24 protein-coding genes and 3 tRNA genes are annotated in these 24,881 nt (G+C 69.1%); 11 read left to right on the top strand and 16 right to left on the bottom strand.

Translation table 11 applies throughout. The annotated features are described in order from the left end of the window. Window positions 1-3 precede the first annotated feature (3 nt). The gene (locus ACJMKX_RS02960; protein ID WP_405220826.1) at window positions 4-609 is read right to left on the bottom strand and encodes a DUF456 family protein; all 606 of its coding nucleotides are present in this window, start codon (window positions 607-609) and stop codon (window positions 4-6) included. A gap of 55 nt (window positions 610-664) precedes the next feature. On the opposite strand from ACJMKX_RS02960, the gene ACJMKX_RS02955 reads away from it, so the two are divergent. Then, entirely contained in the window at window positions 665-1,057 is a 393-nt protein-coding gene (locus tag ACJMKX_RS02955) for a hypothetical protein (protein ID WP_405220824.1), read from the top strand. A gap of 48 nt (window positions 1,058-1,105) precedes the next feature. Here the strand turns inward: ACJMKX_RS02955 and ACJMKX_RS02950 are convergent, their stop codons facing one another. The 4 genes from ACJMKX_RS02950 to hutC all read right to left on the bottom strand — a co-directional run bounded on the left by ACJMKX_RS02950 (window position 1,106) and on the right by hutC (window position 6,448). Further along, window positions 1,106-2,275 (bottom strand): Na/Pi symporter, encoded by a 1,170-nt coding sequence (locus tag ACJMKX_RS02950; RefSeq protein WP_405221845.1) that lies wholly within the window; start codon window positions 2,273-2,275, stop codon window positions 1,106-1,108. 218 nt (window positions 2,276-2,493) lie between these two features. Then, complete coding sequence (hutH, locus tag ACJMKX_RS02945; RefSeq protein ID WP_405220822.1) at window positions 2,494-4,014, bottom strand: histidine ammonia-lyase; 1,521 nt, start codon at window positions 4,012-4,014, stop codon at window positions 2,494-2,496. Beyond that, entirely contained in the window at window positions 4,011-5,693 is a 1,683-nt protein-coding gene (gene hutU / locus ACJMKX_RS02940) for a urocanate hydratase (RefSeq protein ID WP_405220820.1), read from the bottom strand. The genes hutH and hutU overlap by 4 nt, the downstream gene beginning before the upstream one ends. Next, window positions 5,690-6,448 (bottom strand): histidine utilization repressor, encoded by a 759-nt coding sequence (gene hutC / locus ACJMKX_RS02935; protein ID WP_405220818.1) that lies wholly within the window; start codon window positions 6,446-6,448, stop codon window positions 5,690-5,692. Before hutC ends, hutU begins: the two co-directional genes overlap by 4 nt. Window positions 6,449-6,610: 162 nt before the next feature. Here hutC and hutI point away from each other — a divergent pair, with 162 nt between their 5' ends. Then, window positions 6,611-7,792 carry an imidazolonepropionase gene (gene hutI, locus ACJMKX_RS02930; protein WP_405221842.1) on the top strand — a complete coding sequence of 394 codons (1,182 nt, stop codon included), beginning with the start codon at window positions 6,611-6,613 and terminating at the stop codon, window positions 7,790-7,792. Further along, window positions 7,776-8,705 carry a formimidoylglutamase gene (hutG, locus tag ACJMKX_RS02925; protein WP_405220816.1) on the top strand — a complete coding sequence of 310 codons (930 nt, stop codon included), beginning with the start codon at window positions 7,776-7,778 and terminating at the stop codon, window positions 8,703-8,705. The genes hutI and hutG overlap by 17 nt, the downstream gene beginning before the upstream one ends. Before the next feature lie 46 nt (window positions 8,706-8,751). Here hutG and ACJMKX_RS02920 read toward each other — a convergent pair whose 3' ends face one another. Next, window positions 8,752-9,372, bottom strand: a complete 621-nt coding sequence (locus ACJMKX_RS02920; RefSeq protein WP_405220814.1) for a YdbL family protein — start codon at window positions 9,370-9,372, stop codon at window positions 8,752-8,754. Next, window positions 9,369-11,510 carry a translocation/assembly module TamB domain-containing protein gene (locus tag ACJMKX_RS02915; protein ID WP_405220812.1) on the bottom strand — a complete coding sequence of 714 codons (2,142 nt, stop codon included), beginning with the start codon at window positions 11,508-11,510 and terminating at the stop codon, window positions 9,369-9,371. Before ACJMKX_RS02915 ends, ACJMKX_RS02920 begins: the two co-directional genes overlap by 4 nt. Before the next feature lie 221 nt (window positions 11,511-11,731). Here ACJMKX_RS02915 and ACJMKX_RS02910 point away from each other — a divergent pair, with 221 nt between their 5' ends. Then, entirely contained in the window at window positions 11,732-13,201 is a 1,470-nt protein-coding gene (locus ACJMKX_RS02910) for an alpha/beta hydrolase (protein WP_405220810.1), read from the top strand. A 75-nt stretch (window positions 13,202-13,276) separates the two neighbouring features. Here the strand turns inward: ACJMKX_RS02910 and ACJMKX_RS02905 are convergent, their stop codons facing one another. Together ACJMKX_RS02905 and ACJMKX_RS02900 are read right to left on the bottom strand one after the other, a co-directional pair. Beyond that, window positions 13,277-13,798 carry a hypothetical protein gene (locus ACJMKX_RS02905; RefSeq protein ID WP_405220808.1) on the bottom strand — a complete coding sequence of 174 codons (522 nt, stop codon included), beginning with the start codon at window positions 13,796-13,798 and terminating at the stop codon, window positions 13,277-13,279. Further along, window positions 13,795-14,478 carry a pyridoxamine 5'-phosphate oxidase family protein gene (locus ACJMKX_RS02900; protein WP_405220806.1) on the bottom strand — a complete coding sequence of 228 codons (684 nt, stop codon included), beginning with the start codon at window positions 14,476-14,478 and terminating at the stop codon, window positions 13,795-13,797. Before ACJMKX_RS02900 ends, ACJMKX_RS02905 begins: the two co-directional genes overlap by 4 nt. Before the next feature lie 89 nt (window positions 14,479-14,567). Between ACJMKX_RS02900 and ACJMKX_RS02895 the strand changes: the two genes are divergently transcribed. Next, complete coding sequence (locus ACJMKX_RS02895; protein ID WP_405220804.1) at window positions 14,568-16,520, top strand: NAD(P)-binding protein; 1,953 nt, start codon at window positions 14,568-14,570, stop codon at window positions 16,518-16,520. A 71-nt stretch (window positions 16,521-16,591) separates the two neighbouring features. Here the strand turns inward: ACJMKX_RS02895 and ACJMKX_RS02890 are convergent, their stop codons facing one another. The 5 genes from ACJMKX_RS02890 to ACJMKX_RS02870 are packed head-to-tail and all read right to left on the bottom strand — an operon-like array spanning window position 16,592 to window position 20,673. After that, window positions 16,592-17,575 (bottom strand): zinc-dependent alcohol dehydrogenase family protein, encoded by a 984-nt coding sequence (locus ACJMKX_RS02890; RefSeq protein ID WP_405220802.1) that lies wholly within the window; start codon window positions 17,573-17,575, stop codon window positions 16,592-16,594. A gap of 58 nt (window positions 17,576-17,633) precedes the next feature. After that, window positions 17,634-18,275 carry a trimeric intracellular cation channel family protein gene (locus ACJMKX_RS02885; RefSeq protein ID WP_405220800.1) on the bottom strand — a complete coding sequence of 214 codons (642 nt, stop codon included), beginning with the start codon at window positions 18,273-18,275 and terminating at the stop codon, window positions 17,634-17,636. Then, entirely contained in the window at window positions 18,272-18,778 is a 507-nt protein-coding gene (locus ACJMKX_RS02880; protein ID WP_405220798.1) for a GIY-YIG nuclease family protein, read from the bottom strand. The genes ACJMKX_RS02885 and ACJMKX_RS02880 overlap by 4 nt, the downstream gene beginning before the upstream one ends. Next, window positions 18,775-19,866 carry a glycosyltransferase family 4 protein gene (locus tag ACJMKX_RS02875; protein ID WP_405220796.1) on the bottom strand — a complete coding sequence of 364 codons (1,092 nt, stop codon included), beginning with the start codon at window positions 19,864-19,866 and terminating at the stop codon, window positions 18,775-18,777. The genes ACJMKX_RS02880 and ACJMKX_RS02875 overlap by 4 nt, the downstream gene beginning before the upstream one ends. Window positions 19,867-19,869: 3 nt before the next feature. Beyond that, complete coding sequence (locus tag ACJMKX_RS02870) at window positions 19,870-20,673, bottom strand: FkbM family methyltransferase (RefSeq protein ID WP_405220794.1); 804 nt, start codon at window positions 20,671-20,673, stop codon at window positions 19,870-19,872. An 80-nt stretch (window positions 20,674-20,753) separates the two neighbouring features. Here ACJMKX_RS02870 and ACJMKX_RS02865 point away from each other — a divergent pair, with 80 nt between their 5' ends. Beyond that, a complete protein-coding gene (locus ACJMKX_RS02865; RefSeq protein ID WP_405220792.1) occupies window positions 20,754-21,659 on the top strand; it encodes a DUF4437 domain-containing protein in 906 nt (301 codons plus the stop codon). Window positions 21,660-21,672: 13 nt separating this feature from the next. Here the strand turns inward: ACJMKX_RS02865 and cmoB are convergent, their stop codons facing one another. Continuing rightward, complete coding sequence (gene cmoB, locus ACJMKX_RS02860; protein WP_405221839.1) at window positions 21,673-22,638, bottom strand: tRNA 5-methoxyuridine(34)/uridine 5-oxyacetic acid(34) synthase CmoB; 966 nt, start codon at window positions 22,636-22,638, stop codon at window positions 21,673-21,675. Window positions 22,639-22,671: 33 nt separating this feature from the next. Continuing rightward, window positions 22,672-23,415 carry a carboxy-S-adenosyl-L-methionine synthase CmoA gene (cmoA, locus tag ACJMKX_RS02855; RefSeq protein ID WP_405220790.1) on the bottom strand — a complete coding sequence of 248 codons (744 nt, stop codon included), beginning with the start codon at window positions 23,413-23,415 and terminating at the stop codon, window positions 22,672-22,674. A gap of 88 nt (window positions 23,416-23,503) precedes the next feature. Between cmoA and ACJMKX_RS02850 the strand changes: the two genes are divergently transcribed. The 5 genes from ACJMKX_RS02850 to ACJMKX_RS02830 form a co-directional block, all read left to right on the top strand. Then, a complete protein-coding gene (locus ACJMKX_RS02850; RefSeq protein ID WP_405220788.1) occupies window positions 23,504-24,004 on the top strand; it encodes a M15 family metallopeptidase in 501 nt (166 codons plus the stop codon). Between the two features lie 83 nt (window positions 24,005-24,087). Continuing rightward, a tRNA-Tyr gene (locus tag ACJMKX_RS02845) sits at window positions 24,088-24,172 on the top strand. Window positions 24,173-24,361: 189 nt separating this feature from the next. Then, a tRNA-Gly gene (locus ACJMKX_RS02840) sits at window positions 24,362-24,435 on the top strand. A 37-nt stretch (window positions 24,436-24,472) separates the two neighbouring features. Beyond that, window positions 24,473-24,548 (top strand) — tRNA-Thr (locus ACJMKX_RS02835). 206 nt (window positions 24,549-24,754) lie between these two features. Beyond that, the coding region (locus ACJMKX_RS02830; protein ID WP_405221836.1) for a GTP-binding protein at window positions 24,755-24,881 on the top strand (127 nt) is incomplete at its 3' end.

Raw genomic sequence — 24,881 nt, 5'->3', positions numbered from 1 at the left:
TCGTCAGGCGAAGGCGGCCACGCCCAGGATCACGACCATGACGCCGCCGATGATCATCTTGGCGACCGTGCCCCAGAACCGGCCCACTGCGGCGCCCTTGCCTGCCTCCATGGTATGGATCAGCGGCCGGCCGGCCCAGACATCGCCCAGAATGGACCCGGCGAATGCGCCGATGCAGGCGCCGATGAGCGTGCCGAGCAGCGGCACCACGGGTGTGCCCAGGACGGCGCCCACGATACCGCCGACGATGGCCAGAGCAGCGGCCCGCCGCGAGCCGCCGGCGCTGCGAGAGCCCGCGGCCCCGAGGAAGAACTCCAGGATTTCGCCCAGCGTGGCCAGCCCGGCGCAGGCCAGCAGGATGGTCCAGCCGAACATCGGGGCGTCGGCCAGCGACCAGTCCACGAGCGCGGCGCAGAGCAGCATGAGCCAGGTGCCCGGCAGTCCGAACAGTATTGACGCCCAGAACACGAGGTTCAGCAGGATCAGCAGGATGGCGTAAGCGGCGCTCAGCATGGTCGGCGGCAGGGTTGCGGCGATGGCGTCACTATAACGCAGCTGCCGGCCGGCATCCGGCCAAGCCCTTATTGATACCGCCGTCTCCTGCCCCAAGGTATTTCGACGTGCGCAAGGAAATCCGGCCGTGCACGCCGGAAAGGAGCGAGAAATGAGCGACAAGGACATCTATGACCTGTTTACCGAGGCGCTGGAGGTGACCAACAAGGCGCTCGAGGCCAATCGGGACTCGGCATTCTACGGCACGCTGATCTCCGGCATGGACAAGTACCTGGACGGCCACAAGGCGGGCGTCGCCATCTACGACGACGATCCGAAGCAACCGTTCGACTACTTCACCCTGCGCTACCTGAACGGCAAGTTCGAGATTCTGTCCCGCGGCAAGTCCGAGCACGACACCGAGTGGCGGGTCGCCCGGGAGTATCTGGCATCGCTGGCCGATGAGCCCGACGCCTACATCGAGAACCCGGCGAAACTCGATATCGACTGGCTGCGGCACCTGCTGCCGGACAGCGTGAACTCGCTGCTGAAGAAGGCGAGCTGACCGGTCCGCAGCCTCCGGCACGCCGCCGGGGGCTGCCCGTCCCGGCGGTCATTCGATCGCCAAGGACTCGTTTTCGATTTCTTCCTTGATGGCTTCGAGCTCTTGCTTGCCGGGTTCCGCCTCGACTACGGCCGGCGCCTTGTCATTGAGTAACGTCTCCCCGCCGAACACGCCGCCGGGCAATACGAAGAACACGCCGACCAGATAGCCGAGCGCCCAGCCCCGGTTGATCTCCACTCTTCGCCCGAGCCACTCGGCGGAACGGATCGGCAGCTCGCGCAGGAGCGGGATCACCAGGAACGCGAAGACGCCGGCCAGGTTGTAGAAGAGGTGCACCAGCGCTATCTGCAACGCGACCATCTCGTACGGGCCGGTGATGGCCGTGGCCGCGAGCAGGGCGGTGATGCAGGTGCCGATGTTCGCGCCCAGGGTGAAGGGATAGATCTGGCGCGTGGTGAGGATGCCGGCGCCGGCCAGCGGGACCACCAGGCTCGTCGTCGTGGAGGAGGACTGCACCAGCACCGTGACCGCGGTGCCGGAGGCGACCCCGGCGACGGGACCGCGGCCGATGGCCCTGTCCACCACGCCCTTCGCACTGCCCATCATCACCGCGCGCAGCAGCCTGCCGAGGTAGATCACCGAGAAAATGACCAGGGCCATGCCGAGGGCGATGGCCAGGGAGGCGCCCACTGTGGTCGGCAAGGCCTTGAATACGCCGGTGATGGCGGCTGCCACCGGTTTGGTGATGGCGCCCAGGAAATTCAGCTCGCTGATGGAGGCGCCGCTGCCGCCGCCGAACCAGCCCGCCGCCACGCCGGCAGCGCGCTCCAGCGGGTGGAACAGCATCTCGATGGGCAGGAATACGAGGATGCTGTAAAGATTGAAGAAATCATGGACGGTGGCCGCCTGGAAGGCGCGGTTGAAAGCCGCCTTCTCGCGCAGGCTGCCCAGGCTGACGATGGTGTTCGTGATGGTGGTGCCCATGTTCGCGCCCATGATCATGGGCACGGCGATCGAGACCGGCACGCCGCCTGCGACCAAGCCGACGATGACCGAGGTCACCGTGCTCGATGACTGGACGAGCGCGGTGGCCAGGGTGCCGAGGATGACGCCGACGATCGGGTTGCTGGCGAACGCGAAGATGCGCTCGGCGCCCTCGGCTCCGCCGGACAGCCACTTGAAGCCGTCACCGATGACGCCGACGCCCACCAGCAGCATGTAGGCGAGCAGGGCGACGCCGGCCCAGGTCAGGGCGTGGCCCGACTGCCGTACGGATGGCTCGCTGGCGCTCGGCCTGTCTGTGGTCAAAGCGTCATTCCGGGGGGGTCGTGCAAAGGACCCGTGATCTTCTCCCGGACGTCCGCCGCGCGGAAGACACGTAACCAAAATTTAATATTCGACGGCAGCCGGCCGTGTCGTCTCCCGCCGAGCCACCTTCACACGAGAGCAGCGGTCAGCGCGGCCAGATGCCCCTCCCGGATCAGCCTTGCCGCTTTGTTGATGTCCGGCGCGAAGTAACGGTCGTGGTCGTAGAAGGGTACCGCCGAGCGAATCAGCGCCCTGGCCTCTTCCACCTTCGGGCTGGATTTCAGCGGCGCGCGGAAGTCCAGACCCTGGGCGGCGGCCAGCCACTCGATGGCCAGGATGTTCTCGGTGTTCTCGTAGATGTCGGCCAGGCGCCGCGCGGCGAAGGTGGCCATGGAGACGTGGTCCTCCTGGTTGGCGGAGGTCGGCAGCGAGTCCACGGAGGCGGGATGGGCCAGGGTCTTGTTCTCGCTGGCCAGCGCCGCTGCGGTGACCTGGGCCACCATGAAGCCGGAGTTCACGCCCTCGTTCTCCACGATGAACGGCGGCAGGCCGCTCAGGCTGGAGTCGATCAGAAGTGCCACCCGGCGCTCCGCCAGCGCGCCGATCTCCGCCAGCGCGATGGCCAGCATATCGGCGGCCATGGCGACGGCCTCGCCGTGGAAGTTGCCGCCCGAGAGGATCGCGCCGGTGTCGGCGAACACCAGCGGGTTGTCGGAGACACCGTTCGCCTCGGCGACCAGGATGCGGGCGGCGTGTTCGATCTGCTGCAGGCAGGCGCCCATCACCTGGGGCTGGCAGCGCAGCGAGTAGGGATCCTGCACCTTCTCGCAGCCCTCGTGGGAGCGGCCGATGTCGGAGGAGTCGCCGAGAATCTCCCGGTAGCGCCGGGCGATCTCGCTCTGGGCCGCCTGGCCGCGGATGGCATGGATTCGCGCGTCGAACGGCACCCGGGAGCCCTGCGCTGCTTCCACCGACATGGCGCCGACCAGCAGCGCGCAGGAGAGCGCGTTCTCCGCGTGGAACAGCCCTTCCAGGCCGTAGGCGGTGGACACCTGGGTGCCGTTCAGAAGGGCGAGCCCCTCCTTCGGCGCGAGCGGCGTCGCCTCGATGCCGGCATGGTGCAGAGCGGCTTCCGCGCTTACCCGCTCGCCATCGACGAATGCCTCGCCCTCACCCAGCAGGACGGTGCTCATGTGCGCGAGCGGCGCCAGGTCGCCGGAGGCGCCCACGGAACCCTTCTTCGGAATCGCCGGGCACACGCCTGCGTTCACGAGCGCGACCAGCCGGTCGACCAGCTCGGGTCGCACGCCGGAGTAGCCCCGCGCCAGGGATTTGATCTTCAGCACCATCAGCAGCCGCACGGTACGGGGCGCCATGAAATCGCCGACGCCGGCGGCGTGCGACAGCACGATGCTCTTCTGCAGGGTCTCCAGCGCATCCGGCGGGATCTTCGTGTTGGCGAGCCGACCGAAGCCGGTATTCACGCCGTAGACGGTGCGTCCTTCGCCCAGCACCCGCGCCACGGTCTCGGCCGAGCGCGCCATGGCGTCGCGGCAGCCGGCGTCGATGCGGAGTTCAACCGGCTCCGCGCTCACCCGGCGGAGTTCTTCCAGGGTCAGCTCGTTCGCGGTGATCTCTAGGGTGTTCATCGGCCGTCACCTCCCGTCTCCACCATGGGCAGGTCCAGCCCGTTCCGGCGGGCGCAGTCCACGGCCCGGTCGTAGCCTGCGTCGGCGTGGCGCATGACGCCGGTGGCGGGGTCGTTCCAGAGCACGCGGCCGATGCGCCGCGCCGCCGCCTCGCTGCCGTCGCAGACGATGACCAGCCCGGCGTGCTGGCTGTAGCCCATGCCGACGCCGCCGCCGTGGTGGATGCTGATCCAGGTGGCGCCGCTGGCCGTGTTCAGCAGCGCGTTCAGGAACGCCCAGTCGGAGACCGCGTCGCTGCCGTCCAGCATGCCTTCCGTCTCCCGGTTCGGCGAGGCCACCGAACCCGAGTCGAGGTGATCCCGCCCGATGACCACCGGCGCCTTGAGTTCGCCGCTGGCCACCATCTCGTTGAAGGCCAGGCCGAGACGTGCACGGTCGGTGAGGCCCACCCAGCAGATGCGCGACGGCAGGCCCTGGAAGCTGATGCGCTCCCGGGCCATGTCCAGCCAGTTGTGCAGGTGGGCGTCGTCCGGGATGAGTTCCTTCACCTTCGCATCGGTGGCATAGATGTCCTCCGGGTCGCCGGAGAGCGCCACCCAGCGGAACGGTCCGATGCCCTCGCAGAACAGCGGGCGGATGTAGGCCGGTACGAAGCCGGGGAAGTCGAACGCGTTCTCCACGCCTTCGTCCTTCGCCATCTGGCGCAGGTTGTTGCCGTAGTCGAAGGTGACCGCCCCCTGTTGCTGCAGCGCCAGCATGCCGCAGACGTGGACGGCCATGGACTCCATGGCGGCGCGCACTACGCCCTCCGGGTCCTTCTCCCTGGCGGCCTTCGTCTGCGCGAGCGACCAGCCGCGGGGCACGTAGCCGTTCAGGGGGTCGTGAGCGCTGGTCTGGTCCGTGAGCACATCGGGCACCACGCCCCGCTCGGCCAGCTCGGGCACGACGTCGGCCGCGTTGGCCAGCAGGCCGACGGACACGGCGCGACCTTCGGACTTCGCCTTGTCGATCAGGCGCAGCGCCTCGTTCAGGGAGCCGGCCTTGCGGTCCAGGTAGCCGGTACGCAGGCGGAAGTCGATGCGGCTCTCGTCCACCTCGACGGCCAGCATGGAGAAGCCCGCCATGGTGGCCGCCAGCGGCTGGGCGCCGCCCATGCCACCGAGCCCGGCGGTGAGGATCCAGCGGCCGCTCGCATCGCCGTCGAAGTGCTGGCGGGCGACGGCGCCGAAGGTCTCGTAGGTGCCCTGGACGATGCCCTGCGAGCCGATGTAGATCCAGGAGCCTGCGGTCATCTGGCCGTACATCATGAGGCCCTTGCGGTCGAGCTCGTTGAAGTGCTCCCAGGTGGCCCAGCGGGGCACCAGATTGGAGTTGGCGATCAGCACCCGGGGCGCATCGGCGTGGGTGCGGAACACGCCCACCGGTTTGCCGCTCTGCACCAGCAGCGTCTGGTCGTCTTCCAGGCGCCGCAGCACCTCGACGATGCGATCGTAGGATTCCCAGTCGCGGGCCGCGCGGCCGATGCCGCCGTAGACCACGAGACCCTCCGGGTGCTCGGCCACGTCCGCGTCCAGATTGTTCATGAGCATGCGCAGCGGCGCCTCGGTAAGCCAGCTTTTCGCGGAGAGCTCGGTGCCGTGCGGTGCGCTGATTACGCGCTCGGGGTCGTATCGGTTCATGCTTTCCCCCTCCGGGTGTCGTCATCCCGCCGCTTGTCCTTCCGGACGGGCGGGCGAAAATCGAGGTGACTGCCCAGACGGTAGCGGTTGCCCGGGTAGGTGAGCCGGGTGAACGTGACCACCACCCGGCGGCTGAATGTGCGCCGGGTGACGCGCAGGCAGGGTGCCTCCGGCCGGATCTCGAGCGCCCGTGCCACGCCGGGCATGGCGGTGGTGGCCTCCACCACGTGGTCGGCCTCGGCCAGCGGCGCCACTGCCGACAGGTACTCGTTCGGCGTGGTGCCGGCGAAGTCCTGGGCCAGATAGTCCGGGGCGCAGGCGGGGTTCACGTAGCGTTCCTCATGCTGGATGGGGACCCCGTTCTCCCGGTGGACCAGCACCGAGTGGTAGAGCTCGTTGCCGGGTTCGACGTCGAAGTAGCGGCCCAGCTCCTCGCTGGCGGCCACGGATTCGAGTCTCAGTACCTCGGCGGTGTGGCGGTGGCCGCGCTCGGCGATCTCGTCGGCGATGTTGCGGACCTGCAGCATGGAGCTCATCGGCCGGGAGTCGGCCACGAAGCTGCCGAGACCGCGGGTGCGCAGCAGGAATCCGGCGTCCGCCAGCTCCTGCAGCGCCCGCCGGGCCGTCATGCGGCTCACGCCAAAGCTTTCGACGAGCTCGTTCTCCGAGGGTACCCGCTCGCCGGCGCGCAGCCGGCCGCTCTCGATGTCCTCGAGCAGTTCGTCGCGGATGATACGGTAGCGGGGTGTGGCCATGATGCGTTCGGCGGCCGCGCAGACGGCCTGCCATTGGTCGTACAGGGTCGTATATACAAGGGTTGTATATACAACTAGAATTCCGATGAGCATAACGGTACGGAGGCGCCCGTGGCAATCTTCTCCGACACGCTCATCCACAACGTGAATCTCGCGCCCGCGGTGCCCGATGGCCGCGCGCCGGGCGGGGTCGCGGGCGCGCGGATGGCGCGGCTGGCCGTTGCCGACGGCCGCATCGTCTACGTCGGCGCCGAGGACGACGGACAGGAGGTCGCCGCCGACACCCACGTGGACGGCCGGGGCGGCTGGCTGACGCCCGGCCTGGTCGACTGCCACACCCACCTGGTCTGGGGCGGCAGCCGCGCCGGGGAGTTCGAGCGCCGGCTCCGGGGCGAATCCTACGAGGCCATCGCCCGCGCCGGCGGCGGCATCCGTGCCACCGTCCGCGCCACCCGGGCGGCTGGCGAGGACACGCTGTTCGAGGTTTCCTCGCGGCGTTTGGAGCGGCTGCTGGAGGAGGGCGTCACCACGGTGGAGATCAAGTCCGGTTACGGCCTGGACACCGCCACCGAGTTGAAACTGCTGCGGGTGGCCCGCCGCCTCGGCGAGGTCCATCCGGTGACGGTGCGCACCACCTTTCTCGGCGCCCATGCAGTGCCGGAGGAATACGAGGGGCGCGCCGACGACTACATCGCGCATGTCTGCAGCGAGATGATCCCGGCGGTGGCGGACGCGGGACTGGCCGACGCGGTAGACGTGTTCTGTGAGGGCATCGGCTTCAGTCCGGCCCAGTGCGAACGGGTATTCAAGGCAGCAGGCCGTCACGGCCTGGCCGTGAAGGCCCACGCGGAGCAACTCTCCGACCTCAAGGGCGCCGCACTGGCCAGCCGTTACGGTGCGCTGTCGGTGGACCACCTGGAGTATCTGGATCCCGCCGACGCGCCTGCCCTGTTCCAGGCAGGCACGGTGGCAGTGCTGCTGCCGGGTGCCTTCCATTTCCTCGGCGAGACCCGGCTGCCGCCGATCGACGCCCTGCGCGAGGCGGGCGTGCCCATCGCGGTGGCCACCGACCTCAACCCGGGCACCTCGCCGCTCGGCTCGCTGCTGACGGCCATGAATCTCGCCTGCACGCAGTTCGGGCTGACGCCGGCCGAGGCGCTGCTGGGTGCGACGCGCTGGGCCGCGGCGGCGCTGGGGCTCGAGCGCAAGGGCCGGATCGAGGAGGGGGCGGATGCCGACCTGTGCCTCTGGGACATCGGCTCGCCGGCGGAACTCGCCTGGGGCATCAACCTCGTGCGCCCGGCGGCGGTATGGCAAGGTGGACGGCGTGTGGACGCGCGCTGATCTCTCGCTCTGGAGCGGCCGGACCGACCCCGGCGTGGCAGCGCTGCGCTGGCATCAGGTCATCGACGATCCGGACGACGGTGCTCCCGGCACCTGTCTGTTCGGCTTCGCTTCGGACCGGGGCGTGCGCCTGAACCAGGGTCGGCCCGGCGCGTCCGAGGGGCCGGATTCGCTGCGCCGCGCGCTGGGCAACCTGCCTGTGCCGGCGGAGCGCCCCGTCTACGACGCCGGTACGGTCACGGTCGCCGGCGACCTGGCCGCAGGCCAAGAGGTCTATGCGGAGCGTATAGCTGCGTTACTGGATGCCGGCCACACTGTAATCGGGCTCGGCGGCGGTCATGAGATCGCCTGGGGCAGCTATCAGGGGCTGGCACGGCACCTGGACCGGGGCGGCGAGCCGGCGCGTGTCGGCATCGTCAATTTCGACGCCCACTTCGATCTGCGCGAGCCGGTCGACGGCGGCACGTCGGGCACGCCGTTCCGCCAGATCGCCGACGACTGCGGCCGCCGCGGCAGCGGCTTCCATTACCTCTGCCTCGGCGTCAGTGAGGCGGCGAATACCCGGGCACTGTTCGATTTCGCGGATGCCGCCGGTGTGCGTTATCTCGTCGACATCGACTGCAGCGAGGAGCGGGCGGCGCCGCTGCTGGAGGCGCTGGTGGCGGAGGTGGACGCGCTCTACGTCACGATCTGCCTCGACGCACTGCCCGCCGCGGTAGCTCCCGGCGTCAGCGCACCTGCCGGCCTCGGCATCAGCCTGGAGTTCGTGATCCGTTGCCTGCGGCGCATTCGCGCGATGAGTCCCGAGCGTCCCTGGCCGGTGGCCGACGTCGCGGAGTTCAATCCGCGCTACGACATCGATGGGCGCACCGCCCGGACCGCCGCCCGGCTGGTCTGGGAGCTGGCCCGCTAGCCCGCGCCTGCCGGGAACGGACGGCGCCGCCTGTCCGGCGCCGGCGTTACTTCTGCCGCCACTGGCCCCCGGCGTCCCGGTAATACCAACCGCGCTCGGCCTTGGCGATCCACCGGTCTGCGAATACCTGCCGGATCTCGTCTTCCCATTCCGGGTGACCGTTGATGCGGGCGATCTCCCCGTACAGTGCCTCCCAGTCCGCGTTCTGCTCGGCCACCAGCTGGCGCACCCGGTTGCGCTCGTTCAGCGGCACCAGGGAGCGGTCGCGGATTTCGATGGTGCCCCGGGCGGTCAGGCCGATGGCGCCGGAGTCGTAATACGGCTTCAGCTGAGGGAAGCGCTGCTTCAGCGATTGCTCCAGCGCCCGTTTCGCCGGCGAGGAGGCATCGAAGTCCGGCCGGCCCTGGGCGTGGGCGGCGGGGACGAGGAAATCCGCCACCGCCGCGGCAAAGCGCGCGGGCAGTGTCTCCAGCGGCAGCTGACTGGTGGTGTCCTGCTCGTCCGTGCTGCCGGTGCCGCGCACCTCGTCGATGATGCGGTCGGCCGCGCGTTCGGCCTCGGCGGCCGGGAAATAGACATTGATGGTCACGCACGCGGCGAGCAGCAATGCGGACAGCGACAGCCACGCCGCCGGGTGCGTCATGAGGCGGGTCTTTGCTCTGATCATCTGCGTTCCTCGCTTTGCGGTGACGTGGAGACTTCCCTGGATTTCAGCGCCTCGGTGATCTGCGCGACCAGTCTGGGCCAGTTTACCTCCCGGGAATGACCGATGACATCGATTCGGGGCAGCCCGCTGCCCTTCACCAGGTAGTAGCCCTGCTGCGCCGGTTGCACTCCGCTCATGTTGCACACGTCGCCCTCGAGCACGCAGCGGATGCCGAGGCTGCGGTAGCGGAACTCGTCGAACAGGCCGAGGAAGCCGGCCGAGAGCGCCGCAGTGCCGGAGCCTGCGATCTCCGAGATGTTACTGAGCGCCCGCCGGCTGATTCGGCGCGCGCTGTCGTCGTCGGCCGGCGTGTAGAAGCGCGCGTCGAACGCGATGGGACGTCCCTGCAGCATCTCCAGGCCGCGGATGGCCCCGTCCAGCCGGCCGGTGATGCGGCCGAAGGTGAAGACGTCGGTGACGAGGCCGAGATCCAGGTTGTCCAGCCTGACCTCGGCGGAGGTCCGGCGGTTGGCACCGAAGGGCTGTTCGATGCGCAGCTCGGAGATGCGGGCGGTGCCGTCGAACACCCGCGCCACCAGGCTGCCGCCGAGCGTCACGGCACCCTCGCTCACGCTGAGCAGCGGCAACTCGCCGGAGAGCTTGCCGGGCAGGGCGGGCCAGCCGAGCGCGGTGGTGATGCCGGCGAGGCTGACCGGTTCGAGTCGGGCATCGAACTCCACGGCCGGCTCGTCGCCGGACAGTCCGCGTGCCGCAAGGGTCTCCACGACGAGTGCGCCGTCCAGCACCGGCACGCGCAGCGTCTCCTGCAGCGTGATCCCGTCCGGCGTGGAGGAGAACGCCGCGGCGCCGGCGCCGAAGCCGGCGTCGTAGACGAAACCGCCGTCCCAGGCCAGGCGGGACGAGCGGGGCGCGGCGCCCTGTCTGCCGTCCCACGTGACGTTGCCGCGGGCGCCGTAGATCGCCAGCCGTCTCTCGGCATCGTCCGCGTGGAGATCGTTCAGAGCGAGATCGAGGGCGGCGACCCTGCCGTTATCCAGTCTCACCCGGCCCGATACGCGGCCGCGGGTCTCGAGCTTGGCGAGCGGCGTGCCGGTCAGAAAGCCCTGCAGGTAGGTGGTGTAGACGCCGGGGAACATCGCGCCTGTGATCTCGACGTCGGCTCGTGCCACGGCGGGTTCCTCGTCGCGTCTCAGAACGGCTTCGCCGCTCGCGGCCAGTACGCCGCGGTGATCGAGGACGAAGCTGTCTATCCGGACGGGACCTCCGGCCAGGTCGAGGCCGCCGGCCGATTCGAGCGTGAGCGGCGATGCCGACAGGTTGAAATAGACGGGCTCCACGTAGGCCTCACCGGCATCCGCGCCAAGCGTCGCCGTGTAGTCGAGCCGCCCGCCGGACGCCGGAATCCGGGCCTGCGCTTCCAGTGTGGCGGCCAACCCCTCGGCGGCGAGGCTACCGGAAGCGTTCGCGAGACTCAGGTCCCGCAGCGTGATCGTGCCGTCGATGCGGGAAGCGCCGCCGTCTTCTCCGCGGGCACGCAACCGGAATCCGGCGGTCCCGGCAGCGATCTCCAGCTCGGGTACGGCGGATGCCGTCGACATCATGGATGCCATGGCGGCCATTGCACCGTATGCCGTGGCGGCGTCCACATCGGCGCCTTCGACCGCGGCCGTCCAGGCGCCGTCGGCCAGTTCCACCGATATACCCAGCTTCATGCCCTGCCACGGGAGATCCGGTGATTCCAGGACAAGCCGGCCGTCCGCCCGGCGATAGGTCCCCGACAGCGAGAACGCTACCGGCTCCAGCGGCGAGCGCCGCGCCAGGGCCCGGCCCCGCTCGCAGCCGTAGCCCGAACCGCTGACCACGACCGCATCGCAGCGCAGGGTGACACCGCGCAACTCGCCGACCGGCTCGGGCAGCACGAGACGTTCCACGCGGAGGGAGGCGGCGATATCTCCGGACCCGTCGCCCGGGAGGACCCGGAGCTCGATGCCGTCGGCGGACCAGCCTGCGCCGGTGACGGACTCGACGGCGACAGTGATCTCCGCCGCCGCAGGCGACGCAAGCGACTGCAGCGCCAGAAAAGCGAAACAAATCAGCCTGCCGCACGTTGCCAGCCTGCCGCTCCTGCTGCGCATCACTGTACGCATTCTCGCCCCTGATCGCCTAAGCCGTACCCGCCACGATCGCCACTATCGATGCTCCGATGATCGCACCGCTTTTACATAACTGGTGCTGTCCCGCCGCTGTTCAGCAAATAACCTTGTGATCGAACGGTGTAGCGGTAACAATCTCGACACCCGACCGAACGCCGCAAGTGGCCCGAAGTCGACAATATCAACGAGAACGGGGGAGAAAACTAATGAGCGTATCCCGCATCCTGCTTGCGGCAGCATCCGCCTTTATCGTCGCCGCGTCGGCGCAGGCCTATCCCGGCAAACCGGTCCCACAGGATGACAGGGTATTCCCACGGAGCGAGGAAGCCTTCGGGCCGCCGTTGCCGATTCCAGGCCTGCAAATTCCCGATACCGAGCGTGTCCAGTCAATCGATAGCAATGGCGCGATCTATCGTTATGAGGTTCCAGCCAACTGGAACGGCGACCTCGTCATGTATGCCCATGGATTCCGCGGCTGTGTGGATCCAGTGACGGGTGAACTGGAGCCTCTCGAGGTGGAGAACCCGCCCTTGCGCGAGTATTATCTCTCGAAAGGTTACGCATGGGCCGCGTCGAGTTATTCCAAGAACTGCTACGACGTCAAGGACGGTGTCGAGAGCACCAATCGCCTTTGGCGCATTTTCGCCCAGGAGCAGGGCAAGCCCGAAAAGACGCTGATCACCGGCTTCTCCATGGGCGGACACGTGACGGGCGCCGCCATCGAGATGTTTCCGAATGTAGAGTGCCCGAAAGGGCGTCGCGGTCGTATCTGCGAGCGCTTCGCTCACATCCTCGGCAAACTGTCCGGGGGCGTCGAGTATCACGGAGCGGCTCCGGCCTGCGGCGTGATGGGCGACGAAGCGCTGTTCCAGTATTTCGGCGATTTCGGCTACGCCGCAGAGGCGCTCGCCGCCGAGGTCAACCCGCTGATTCAATCCCAGTTCCCGCCACCGGACAATTACAGGCAGACGACGCTGCCGCTGGTCATCGGGACGCTTTTCTCGAATCAGGGCTCGGATTATCCGTTCGGTCTGACGCCGCAGGGCGAGAAACTGAAGGATCTGACCCGTGTCATTTCCGGCGGCGAGCGCCCCATCGTCGATGACGCCTTCCCCTTCTTTCAGAACACGCTGTTCGGTCTGGCAGGTTCCGATGGAACGGTCGACGGCGTGGTCTCGGGCAACATCTACGACAACATCGGCAAGGTCTATCAACTCGATGACAAGCGGCGGCTGTCTGCAGACGAGCGCGTCCTGAACGACACGATCCTCCGTGTCGAAAGGGACCCGAACGTGAACCCGCGGCGGTTCCTGAGACTCGAGCGTGTCCCCGTGATTACCGGCCGGATCAGCATTCCGGTGATCAGCACCCACACGCTGGGCGACCTGTTCGTGCCGTTCTCGATGCAGCAGATCTACGCTCGAGAGGTAAAGCAGCAGAGGCGTTCGGAGTATCTGGTATCGAGAGCTACGCGCGCGATAGGCCACTGCGAGTTCTCTTCAGAGGAACTGATCCGCACGTTTGATGACCTGGTAACCTGGGTGGAAAGCGGCAAGAAGCCGAAGGGGGATAACATCTTGAACCCCAATAAGGTGGCGAAGCCGTCGTTCGGTTGCCGATTCACCGAGGGCTCCACTGACGATACTCCTGAGACGCTGCGGTTCGGGGCTTGTTGAGACAAAAGTAAAGAATCAGGGCGGCTCCGGACGCCGCCCTGATTCTTCTCCTGATTCCCGAATTCGCTGTGCAGGCTATCGCTCGTTTAACTCCAGCGCCTCGACTCGCGCCTCCGCCTCCGCAAGCTCCTCCCTCAGCGCTGCCTCGCTGGCCTCGGCCTGCTCCAGTCGCGAGAACGCCTCCTGGTAGGCGTAGAACGCCGGCTGGAACATCTCCAGTCCCTGCTCGGCGTAATCAACCGGGTCTTCTCCCCGCTGCTCGATCTCTTCGATGAAGCGCTCGAGGTCCTCGACGTCCTGTTCTGACTGTTCCAGCAGCGCCTCGGCGCGCTTGCGCTCCTCGACGGCGGCGCCGAGGGCGAGTTCCAGATCCCGCACCGTCTGCCGTGCGCTCGCCAGTCGCTGACCGGTCGGAGGAGCTTCGCCTTGCCCCGTCGATGATTGCGTACCGGCGGGTGCGGCTGGCGGCGGGGGCGGAGTTTCGACGGGCCCCTCCCGGCCCGTACGGGTCGGGTACAGCCATAGCGCGATCAGTATCGCCGCGAGGACCAGCAGCAGTTTCCAGCGATGCCGGTAGAGCGGATGGTCGCGCATCATTCGTCTCCGTGCGCCCGCCGGGCCAGCGCAGCGATGGAGGGTGACACAGGCGTATCGTCGGCGAGTTCCGGATCCCCCTCCGGCGTCCCCAGTACCTGCTCCACCGGCACGACCCCCGCCCACACGGGCAGGGCGTAGTCCTCGTCCTCGTCCTCCGGCGGGCCGGCCGTGACCTTGGCGGAGGCGGATTCGATGGGCAGGGCGATGACGCCGGTCATCTTCACCTCCCGGTCGTGGGGCGGGCGCAGCTCGTCCCAGCGTCCCGGCATGAGGTGCTCGGAGATCAGCCGCATGGCCTCGATCTTCTCCGCCTCGTCCTCCACCAGCGAGGGCCGGCCGAATACGGTGACCGAGCGGTAGTTCACGGACGAGTTGAACGCCGAGCGTGCGGCGACGATGCCGTCGATCAGGGTCACGTTCAGTGTCGCCTCCCCGCCACTCTCCAGCAGTCTCACGATGCGCGCCTTGCGCGCGCCGTGCAGGTACAGCGTCTCCCCGTCGCGGGCGTAGATCATGGGGACGATCACCGGCCTGCCCTGGTCGCAGAAGGCCACGTGGGCGCTCAGCCCGGCATCCAGGATCGCGTGCACGGTGGCGCGGTCGTAGCGGGCCGCTTCCCTGACCTGGCGTACCCGGTTGCGTTCGTCGATGTCGTAATCCGCTCCGTTGTCCGTCTTCATCGCTGCTCTCCCCGGATTCGTCCGGGCAGTATAGCCGTCCTGCCACCGGGCCCTCGCCCGCCACGCCCGTCTGCCGCCATAATGGGCGCATGGGAGAGCAGAGAAAGCGAAGGGCGGGCGACGGCGTCACCCGCCGGGACTTCGTCCAGGGCATGGCTCTGGCCGGGGCGGCCGCCGGACTGCCGGGCTCCGCCGGCGCGCAGATGTTCGGCTTCGGCGAGGAGGAGTATTACCCGCCCGCGCTGACCGGGCTCAGGGGCGCGCATCCAGGGTCCTTCGAGGTGGCTCACGCGCTCGCCCGCCGCGGCGAGCGTTACCCCGGCGCGAAGCCCGCCGACGGCGGCCGGGTCTACGACCTGGTAGTCGTGGGTGGCGGGCTCAGCGGGCTCGCCGCCGCCTGGTATTACCGGCAGCAGGCCGGCGAGTTCGCCCGGGTCCTGATCCTGGACAACCACGACGACTTCGGCGGCCACGCGAAGCGCAACGAGTTCCTGGTGGCCGGCAAGAACCTGATCGGTTACGGCGGCAGTCAGTCCATCGACACGCCTTCGGCCTGGAGTGCGCCCGCGCGGGGTCTGCTGGATGCGCTGGACGTGAACCTCGACCGGTTCTACTCGGCCTACGATCGGGGGCACCGCGAGCGCTTCGGCCTGGCCCGCGGCATCTTCTTCGCCGACGCGCCGGAGGGGGAGCGTCTGGTGCGCAGCGACGGCGGCCGCGGCGCGAACCGCCTGCCCATCGACACCGATGCGGAAGCCTGGGTGCGCTCGCTGCCGCTGCCCGACGCGGACAAGGTGACGCTGTTCCGCATCCTCATCGCGCCGCCGGCGGACCTGCCGGCGGCCAGCCGGGAGACCCTGGAGAAGATCCTGCGCCGGGTCAGCTACAACGACTACCTGCGCCGTTATTTCGACGCCGGCCCGGCCGTCCTCCGTCTGTTCCAGAACTCGAGTAACGCCTTCTGGGGCATCGGTACCGACGCGCTGTCGGCGCTGGAGGCGGTGCGTATGGGCTATCCCGGTTTCACCGGGCTGAACGTCGGCCCCTGCCGGGTGAGCGGCGCCTACGAGAGTTGCGAGCACGACGAGCCCTATATCTTCCACTTCCCGGACGGCAACGCGTCGCTCGCGCGGCTGCTGGTGCGGGATCTGATACCGGCGGCAGCGCCGGGCGACGACATGGAGGACATCGTCACCGCGCGCTTCGACTACGAGGCGCTGGATCTCCCCGACGCCTACGTGCGCCTGCGGCTGAATGCCACGGCGGTGCGCGCGGTGAACCGGACGCTGGAACCCGGCCGCGAGGGCGTGGAGGTGGACTACGTGACGGAGGGCGGCAGGTTCCGGGCGCGCGCGCGTCACGCTGTCCTCGCCTGCAACCATCAGATGGTGCCCCATCTCTGCCCGCAGCTGCCGGCAGAGCAGACCCGGGCCATCGCCGAGTATCCCCGCGCGCCCATCGTCTATGCGAACGCGGCGGTCGAGAACTGGGAAGCTTTCGCGGAACTCGGCATCGAGAGCGCCTATTTCCCGGACGATTTCTATCACAGCGTCTCGCTGGACTTCCCGGTGAGCCTCGGCCGCTATCAATATCCCTCCACGCCCGATCAGCCGATGGTGCTCCACCTGGTACACGTACCGACCACGCCCGACGCCGGGCTGACGCTCCGGGAACAGTTCGCCCGCGGCCGCTACCAGATCCTGCGAATGGCGTTCGAGGACTACGAGCGCCCGCTCCGCCGCCAGCTCGACGCCCTGCTGGGTCCGGCCGGATTCTCGTCCGAGCGCGACCTCCGCGCCATCACCGTAAACCGCTGGCCGCATGGCTATGCCTACGAGAAGAACGACCTCTACGACCCGGACTGGCCGCCCGGCGAGGCGCCGTGGGAGATCGGGCGCCGGCCGGTGGGACGCATCGCCATTGCGGCGTCGGATTCCGAGGGTCGGGCCTATGCCGATGCGGCCATCGACGCCGCCTGGCGCGCGGTGGGCGAGACGATCGGGCATTCGGCGGGCGTCCCGGGCGCGGACGCGGTCGACTAGGGCCTCGACTGGGGCCGGCCGCCGGACGGCGGCGAGCCTGCGTGCGGGCGGCGCGGAACCGGGTTATCGCGTCAGGGCACCAGCACGGCGGCGCCGGAGAGACGCCCGTGCCTCAGGTCCTCGAGCGCGGCGTTGGCCTCCTCCAGCGGGTAGGTGGTCACCTCCGTGCGCACGCCGGCGCGGGGCGCGAGATCCAGGAACTCCACGGCGTCCTGCCGGGTGAGGTTGGCCACCGAGCGGATCCGGCGCTCCTCCCACAGGATGCGGTAGGGGAAGCTCGGGATGTCGCTCATGTGGATGCCCCCGCAGACCACGATGCCGCCCTTGCGCACGGCCCTGAGCCCGGCCGGCACGAGCTCGCCGACCGGCGCGAACAGGATGGCCGCGTCCAGTTCCACCGGCGGCGCCTCGTCGGATCCGCCGGCCCATTCCGCGCCCATGCGCAGCGCGAACTCCTGCGCCCGGGTATCGCCCGGACGGGTGAAGGCATAGACCCGCTGGCCCCGGTGCAGGGCCACCTGGATCAGGATGTGGGCCGCGGCGCCGAAGCCGTACAGCCCGAGGTTGCGGCCCTCGCCGGCCATGCGCCAGGAGCGGTAGCCGATGAGCCCGGCGCACATGAGCGGCGCGGCCTCGGCGTCGTCGTAGTCGGCGTCGATGGGGAAGGTGTAGCGGGCGTCGGCGACGATGTGGGTGGCGAAGCCGCCGTCCCGGTCGAAGCCGGTGAAGGCGGGCTCGTCGCAGAGATTCTCCTGGTCGTGCTCGCAGTACCAGCAGTGTCCGCAGGTGGCGCCCAGCCAGGGCACGCCGACCCGCTGGCCTTGCCGGAACCCGCGCACGGAGGTACCGCAATCCGCCACCCGGCCGATGACCTCGTGACCCGGCACGACGGGCAGCTTGCCGCCCGGCAGCTCGCCGTCCACCACGTGCAGGTCGGTGCGGCAGACCCCGCAGGCACTCACCTCGATGAGGAGTTCGTTGTCGCCCGGCGCCGGGGTCTCGCTCTGCACCGCCTCCAGCGGCCGCCCGACTTCTTTCAGGAGCATGGATTTCACGCCCCGAGCATAGGCGATTCCCGCCCGGCTGCCGATCGTGGAAAGCGCAGACGGCGGCTCAGCCCGGCCGGCGGTATTTCGGCAGGCTGAGGCCGGTGAGGATGGCGACGGCCCGCAGGCCGAAGCCGGCCGCGAGCGCGGCCAGGGTGGCCGCGGGACTCGCCACGCCGGCGGCGTCCAGCGCGACGTAGAAACCGGCGCCCGCCAGCGCCGCGGTGGCGTAGATCTCCGAGCGCAGGATCAGCGGTATGTCGTTGCACATGATGTCGCGGATGAAGCCGCCGAAAGTGGCGGTCATCATGCCCATGCCCGCGGCGATCACCGGCGAGATGCCCTGGGCGAGTGCCGCCTGGGTGCCCGTGACGGCGAAGACGGCGAGGCCCGCCGCGTCCATCCACAGGAGCGCACGCAGGCGGGAGCTGAGCAGCCGGGCGCCGACGAAGGTGAGGCAGGCGGCCACCACGCAGACACTGATGTAGACCGGCTGGTCGATCCAGAAGACCGGCGTGCTGCCGAGCAGCAGGTCCCGCAGGGTGCCGCCGCCGATGCCGGTGACCGAGCCCACGAGCACGAAGCCGAGCAGGTCCATCTCCCGGCGGGCCGCCTCGAGCGCGCCGGAGACGGCGAAGACCGCGACGCCTGCGAGGTCCAGCCAGCCTATGGATTCGGCAAGGAGTTCCGCGAGGGGCGGCAGGCTCATGCCGTCGTGCCCCGGCCGCGGCGCGGCAGCGTCCGGTTCAGCAGCGGATGGCCCGCCAGCAGCAGGTTGTCGATCCACCAGGCTTCGCGCAGCCGCGCCCGGCGGCAGTCGGCGACGAAGGTGCAGCCGCAGGCCCGGTCACAGGCAATGCTCTCGATCAGCCTCATACCGGGCGCCTTGTTCTCGGCGGCGAGCAGGGCCAGCCATTCCTCCAGCACGGCCGGTTCCCGCGACGGCCGGGCGCGGCTGAAGCGCTCCGGCGGGTCGTCCCAGAGCGGCAGCGGCCGCTGCAACGGCGCTGGCCGTGGCCGCTCCGCCAGGGCGCGCAGCCACACCCGGCCGGCACGGATATGACCGAGCAGCCTGGCCCGGGGGCGGCGGGTCTGTCCCACGTAGCAGACGAGTCCGCTGTCGGGTTCGGCGAGGACGTAGAGGAGAGCGCCGCGCCGGGGCGGCGGGCTGTCCACCTCGGGGAGCCGGCAGACGGGTCCGGCGGGCCTCATCCCCGGTCCTCCAGCAGCGATTCCAGCAGCTCCTTCGTGTGGCGCACCGTCTCGGCGACGTTGAAGTGCCGGTCCAGCCGTTCCCTGGCGCGCCGGCCCATCAGCGCGCGCTCCGTGGGGTTGTCGTACAGGAAGCGGATCGCGTCGGCGATGGCCCCGGCGTCGCCGGGCGCCACCACGATGCCGGACTGGCCGTCCAGTACCAGCTCCGCGCTGCCGCCGGTGTCCGTGACGATCGGCGGGACGGCGTAGGCCATCGACTCGATGACCGTTTTGGGCAGGCCCTCGCGCTTCAGCGACGGCAGTACCGAGGCCGAGCAGGCGGCCACCAGCGCGGTGGCGTCCCGTCGGAACCCCGCCACGTGCATGCGCCCGCGCATCGGGCTCGCGCCGATCAGCCGGGCGAGGTCCGGCTCCTCCAGCCCGCCGCCCACCAGCAGCAGATGGATCGCGGCATCCCGGGGCAGCCGGTAGGTGGCCTCGACCAGCACGCCGACACCCTTCCGCGGCCGGTTGTTGGCCACGCAGATCACGGTGAAGGCACCCGCCGGGATGCCGAATTCGCCGAGATCCGCCGGCGGATCCCGGTACCAGTCGAGGCTGTGTCCCTTGTAGACGGTGCGCACCCGCCCGGGATGCGGGTGCTGGGCCCGCAGGCTGTCGCGAACGGCATCGGCCACGCACAGGATCATGTCCACCCGGGGATTGAGGTGGGTGAGATAGGCGCTCGGGTCCCAGCGATGGATATTGCCCGTCTGCCCGCGGTACGTGACCACCTTCACCGGCAGCCCGGTGGCGGCGAGGTTCGTGTTGGCGACGGCCTTGTTATTGAGGGAATAGACGACGTCGATGCGCCGTTCCCTGAGTTCGCGGCGGATGCGTCGGATGGCCGCCGGCGAGACCTTGCGCCGGGGCACGAAATCCACCACCTCGATGCCCGCCTCCCGCATGGGGCCGGCGTACACCGAATCGCCCTGGGTCATGACCGTCACCGCGACACCGGCTTTCTGCAGGCCGATGAAGAGCTCGGCCTCCGGCCGGACGCTGTTCAGGGTGTCCCCGTGGGAGGTGATGCAGAGCAGCCGCATGGCTCAGCCGTCGCGGCGCCAGAACAGATCCACGTGCCGGTCGCTCGCCAGCAGTTCCTCGCGCATGACCGGCGCCAGCGCCCCGTCGCGCAGTATCGCCGGCGTATAGCCCTGCTCCGTCATGAAGTCCAGCAGCGCGGCCGGCTCCATGCCGGCGGCGCTCATGTAGCGGGGCGAATATTCGAGCATGACGCAGGGACACCGCGCCAGGACGCCGGCGGCGCCCCGCAGCGCGGCCAGCTCGAAGCCCTCGATGTCCATCTTCAGGAAGCGGGGGGTGCGGTCGCCGAGCTCCTCCTGTCCCCAGAATTCGTCCAGGGTGGTGGTGCGGATCTCGATCGTGCCGCCTTCGTGAATGGGCAGCATCGAGTGCCGGCCCCGGTTGGGACCGCCGAACAGATGCAGCTCGAACGTGCCCGCGCGGTCCGAGACGCCGAGCTGGACCGGGTGGACCCGCTGCGCGGCGTTCAGCGCCCGGTTCTCGCCCAGCAGGGCGTAGTTCTCCGGGTCCGGCTCGAAGGCGTAGATGTCCGCCCGGGCCTCGCCGGCGATGCGGTCGAGCACGAGCGAGTACCAGCCGATGTTGGCGCCAACGTCCAGGATGACGTCGCCGTCCCGGATGTCGAGAGTGCGCTTCAGAAAGTCCGTGGTCTCGGGCTCGTGCGCGCCGTACTTGTAGATGTGGCGGCCGATCACGTCGTCGGTGCGCACCCGCAGGCGCAGGTCGAAATGGTCCGCCTTAGCCAGCACGCGCGGCCTGCGCAGTATGAAGCGGTTGACGACGTAGGCGGCGGCGCGGAGATCCATGGGCGTGATGCGGTGGCGGCAGGTGCGTGTGGGGCGGTGACGCGCTAGAGTTTAACCGCTTTCGTTGCCCGGAGTCGGCCATGCAGCATTGTCGGACGGACAATAGGGAGGCTCGTCGAACGGGTCGTCGGTCGATTGGCGGCGAGCGCGCGCGCGCGGCCCGCGGCCGGCCCACCGTCGCGGCGGTGGCGCTGGTCGTCCTCGCCCTGGCGGGTTGTGCCAGCCAGGAGCCCCCGCCGCCGACCTTCACCGGTTTCATTCAGGCGCAGACGGCGCCGGTAGAACCCTGGAGCCCCTATCCCGGCGTGACGGCCCGGCGCCTGAGCGTGGACGAGTTCACCGGGCGCAGCGCCATCCACCTGAGCGTGCCGCTGGGCTGGCGCTGGACCGGCATGGTCAACGCGGCCTTCACCCGGGAGTGGTACGTGCTGGAAGGCCGGGTGCAGGCGGGCGAGCGCCAGCTGCAGGGCGGCGATCTCCTGTACGTGCCGCGGGGCGCGCAGCCGCCGTCGATCACCGCCGTGCGCCCCGCGAAGATGCTGGTGTTCACCGATCCGGCCGACCCGGCCTCGGAGCTCGGGCAGATCTTCGTCGCCAGCGCCCGTTCGCTGCCCTGGCGGCCGGGCACGGTGGCCCGGGATGCCGGCGTGGCGCTGGATCTCAGCGTCAAGGACCTGAAGAACGACCCCGGCACCGGCGCGCGCACCTGGCTGGTGAAAATCGGTCCGGGCGTGGAGGTGCCCTGGGAGAGCCACTCGGTGGTGGAGGAGGGCTATCTGCTGGAGGGCGACTACCGTCTGTCCGAGTGCCTGCCGGAAGGCCGCAAGGACGGCGACTACCTGCCCGGCGGCTATTTCCGGCGCCCGGCCAACTGGATCCACAGCGGCCCGGATTCCGGCACCGACGGCGGCGCGGTCTGGCTGATGCGCTCGCCGGGAGCGCTGGATGTGACCTTCCACGACGCGTGCCGCCCGCCGGCGCGCTGAGGACCGACCCCGCTCAGGTTCTTTCGGCGATGAGGACTGCGCGCAGCGGCGCGGGGTGACCTTCCACGGTGCGTACCGGGTCCGCGGGATCCAGGGCGTCCTGCAATGACTGGAAAGGCATCCACTCGGTGCTCCGCTGTTCGGCGGTGCTGGTGGCGCTGACGTCCACGCAGCGCACGGCGTCGAAACCGGCGCGCTGCAGCCAGACGGTGAGCGCGGCCACGGAGGGCAGGAACCACACGTTGCGCATGCGGGCGTAGCGTCCCGGCGGCACCAGCACCGTGTCCGGTCCGCCCTCTACCACCAGCGTCTCCAGCACCAGTTCGCCGCCCGGCCGCAGCCAGCGCCGCAGCCGGGCGAGATGGCCGAAGGGCGAGCGGCGGTGATAGAGCACGCCCATGGAGAAGGCCGTGTCGAGGCCGGCGGGCGGCTCCGGCACGTCTTCCAGAGGAGCCGGCAGCAGCCAGAACGGCAACGGTGGTGTGAAATTCCGGAGCGCCCGGTACTGGAGGCTGAACAACCGCATCGGATCGGCTCCCAGCACCCAGCGGGCGCCGGCGTCCAGCATGCGCAGGGCGTAGTAGCCGTTGCCGCAGCCCACGTCCAGCACCCGGCGATCGCGGAGGTCGGAGACGTGGGGCGCGAGCCGGTCCCACTTCATCTCCGAGCGCCACTCGGCGTCCACCTCGACGCCGTGCACCGCGAACGGCCCCTTGCGCCAGGGCGTCAGCGCCAGCAGCGCCTCGCGGATGGCCTCCCGCATCCCGGCGTCGGCCGTGCTGCCGATCCGCACCGCCGGGCCGTCGGCGATTGGCCTGTTGGGTTCGAGGGCAGGGAGACGCTCGATGGCCGCCTCCCACCGCGGCTTGTCGCCGTGTGGCCGTGCCGCCGCGGCCGCGGCGGCGGCCGCGAGCGCCTCGCCCCAGTCGCCGGCCCCCTCGGCGGCGAGCGTCCGGCGCAGGAGTTCGAGATCGGCCAGGGCCATAGCGGTCGGGTCACCCACGGGCCGCCGTCAGGCGACGGCCACGAACGAGGCGAAGTTGAGTTCCTGCATCCAGCAGGCGGCGTGGCCGAAGCCGGCGCTACGCAGCCGCTGCAGGTGGGTGTCGGCGGTGTCGGGGACCAGCACCTTCTCCAGGGCGGCCCGCTTGCGGCTGATCTCCAGATCACTGTAGGCGTTGGTTCGCTTGAAGTCGTGGTGTAACTCGACGAACAGGGCGTCCAGCACCGGATCGGCAAACCGGATCTTCTCCGACAGCACCAGGATTCCGCCGTCGCGCATGCCGTGCCGGATACGGGCGAGCAGGCCCGGCCGGTCGTCGCGGGGCACGAACTGCAGCGTGTAGTTCAGCACCACCAGGCTCGCGTCGCGGATCGGCGTATCCCGCAGGTCCTCCGTGCGCAGCTCCACCGCCACCCCTGTCCCGACGATCCCGCTCTCGTCGAGAATTTCCCGACAGCGCTCGATCATGGCGGGGGAGTTGTCCACGGCCACGATGCGGGCGTCATCGCAACGGATGCCGCGGGCCATGGCCACGGTGGCGGCGCCCAGGGAGCAGCCGAGGTCGTAGCAGGTGGAGCCCGGCGCCGCGGCCCTCGCCGCCAGACGCTCGATCTCCGCCAGCGTGCGGCCGTAGCCGGGGACGGAACGGCGGATCATGTCCCCGAACACCTCGGCCACCCGTTCGTTGAATTCGAACGAACCCCGGTTGCCACCGGAGTCCCGGTAGATAAAATCGCGTTTAGAGCCTGCCATGGAAAGATGGTCCGGTGGCGCTCCGGCGGCGTCAAGCTCGGCCGGGGCAGGGGAACACGGCGGCCGGCGACCGGTCACAGGAGTTGCGATGCTGGCAGAGCTGCACAGGGAACTCGGTATCCCGCGGGATTACGGCGAGGCGCCGCCGCGGCCCCGTTTCGAGGAGGCCACGGGCCTGATCGACGTGGGACCCAATCTCGTGGGCCGGCCCCAGAAGCTTACGCCCCGCGCCGCCGATTGCTGGCAGGCCATGCGGGAAGCCGCGGCCGAGGAGGGCATCCGCCTGCTCCTGGTCTCCGGATTCCGCAGTGTCGAGTACCAGGCCGCCCTCATCCGCCACAAGCTGGAAGCCGGGCAGTCCATCGAGGACATCCTGGCGGTGAATGCGGCGCCCGGCTACAGCCAGCACCACACCGGCGAGGCCATCGACATCGCCACCCCCGGGTTCCGGCCGCTGACGGAGGAGTTCGAGCGCTCCCCGGCTTTCTGCTGGCTCGGGCGCCGCGCCGGCGATTTCGGCTTCGGCCTGAGCTACCCGCCCGGCAACCCCGAGGGCTTCGTCTACGAGCCCTGGCACTGGGCGCTCTGAGGGCGCCGCCGGCCCCCCGCGGGCCGGGACCCCTTGTTGACAGCAGGGGGGGCATGGTTGGACAATAGCGGGCTTGTTTCCGCGGAGGGGTACTCAAGCGGTCAACGAGGGCAGACTGTAAATCTGCTGGCTATGCCTACGTAGGTTCGAATCCTACCCCCTCCACCAGGACAATAGGCGGTGGCGGCAAGCCGGAAGAAGTACTGAAACAGCCCGGGGCATACGGCCTCGACCGGGCTGTTTGCTGTGGAAAAAGGTACGGAATCGGCGGCTGCCATCGGCGAAGAGTCATCGAAGAGGATGGGAAGAGGATCGGGGAAAGCTGACCGGAGTGGCAATTGCAGGCGGCACAGGTTGGCGGGTGTAGTTCAACGGTAGAACCTCAGCCTTCCAAGCTGATGATGTGGGTTCGATTCCCATCACCCGCTCCATCCGCCCTGTTCGTCTTTCGTGTAGGGAGTGCATTAAGCCCACATAGCTCAGGCGGTAGAGCACTTCCTTGGTAAGGAAGAGGTCACTGGTTCGAGTCCAGTTGTGGGCACCAGATCAAGCGAGCCGCGACGCGATGGACCGGGAGCGACGGTCCGCGGCGAAGGAGATGAGGGCCACGGCGTGCGCAGCCTGCGGCCGAGGGAAAATTCGAGGGGTGAGGGTCACCGCGATCCGGCATGGATGCGCGGGGTTTGGCGACCCTTATCAGAGTGTTCGATACGAGCGTGTTTGAAAAGCCCGACTGAAAGGTAGGCAGAGATGTCCAAAGCGAAGTTTGAGAGAACGAAGCCCCACGTGAACGTAGGCACGATTGGCCACGTGGACCACGGTAAGACGACTTTGACGGCTGCGATGACGAAGGTGATGGCCGAGAAGTTTGGTGGTG

Origin of the sequence: Lentisalinibacter sediminis (genome assembly GCF_040706615.1) — a bacterium.
In the GTDB taxonomy this organism is placed as follows: Bacteria; Pseudomonadota; Gammaproteobacteria; order Steroidobacterales; family Woeseiaceae; genus Lentisalinibacter; species Lentisalinibacter sediminis.
Note: the sequence above shows the minus strand (reverse complement) of the source record. Positions and strands in the feature narration are given on the sequence as shown.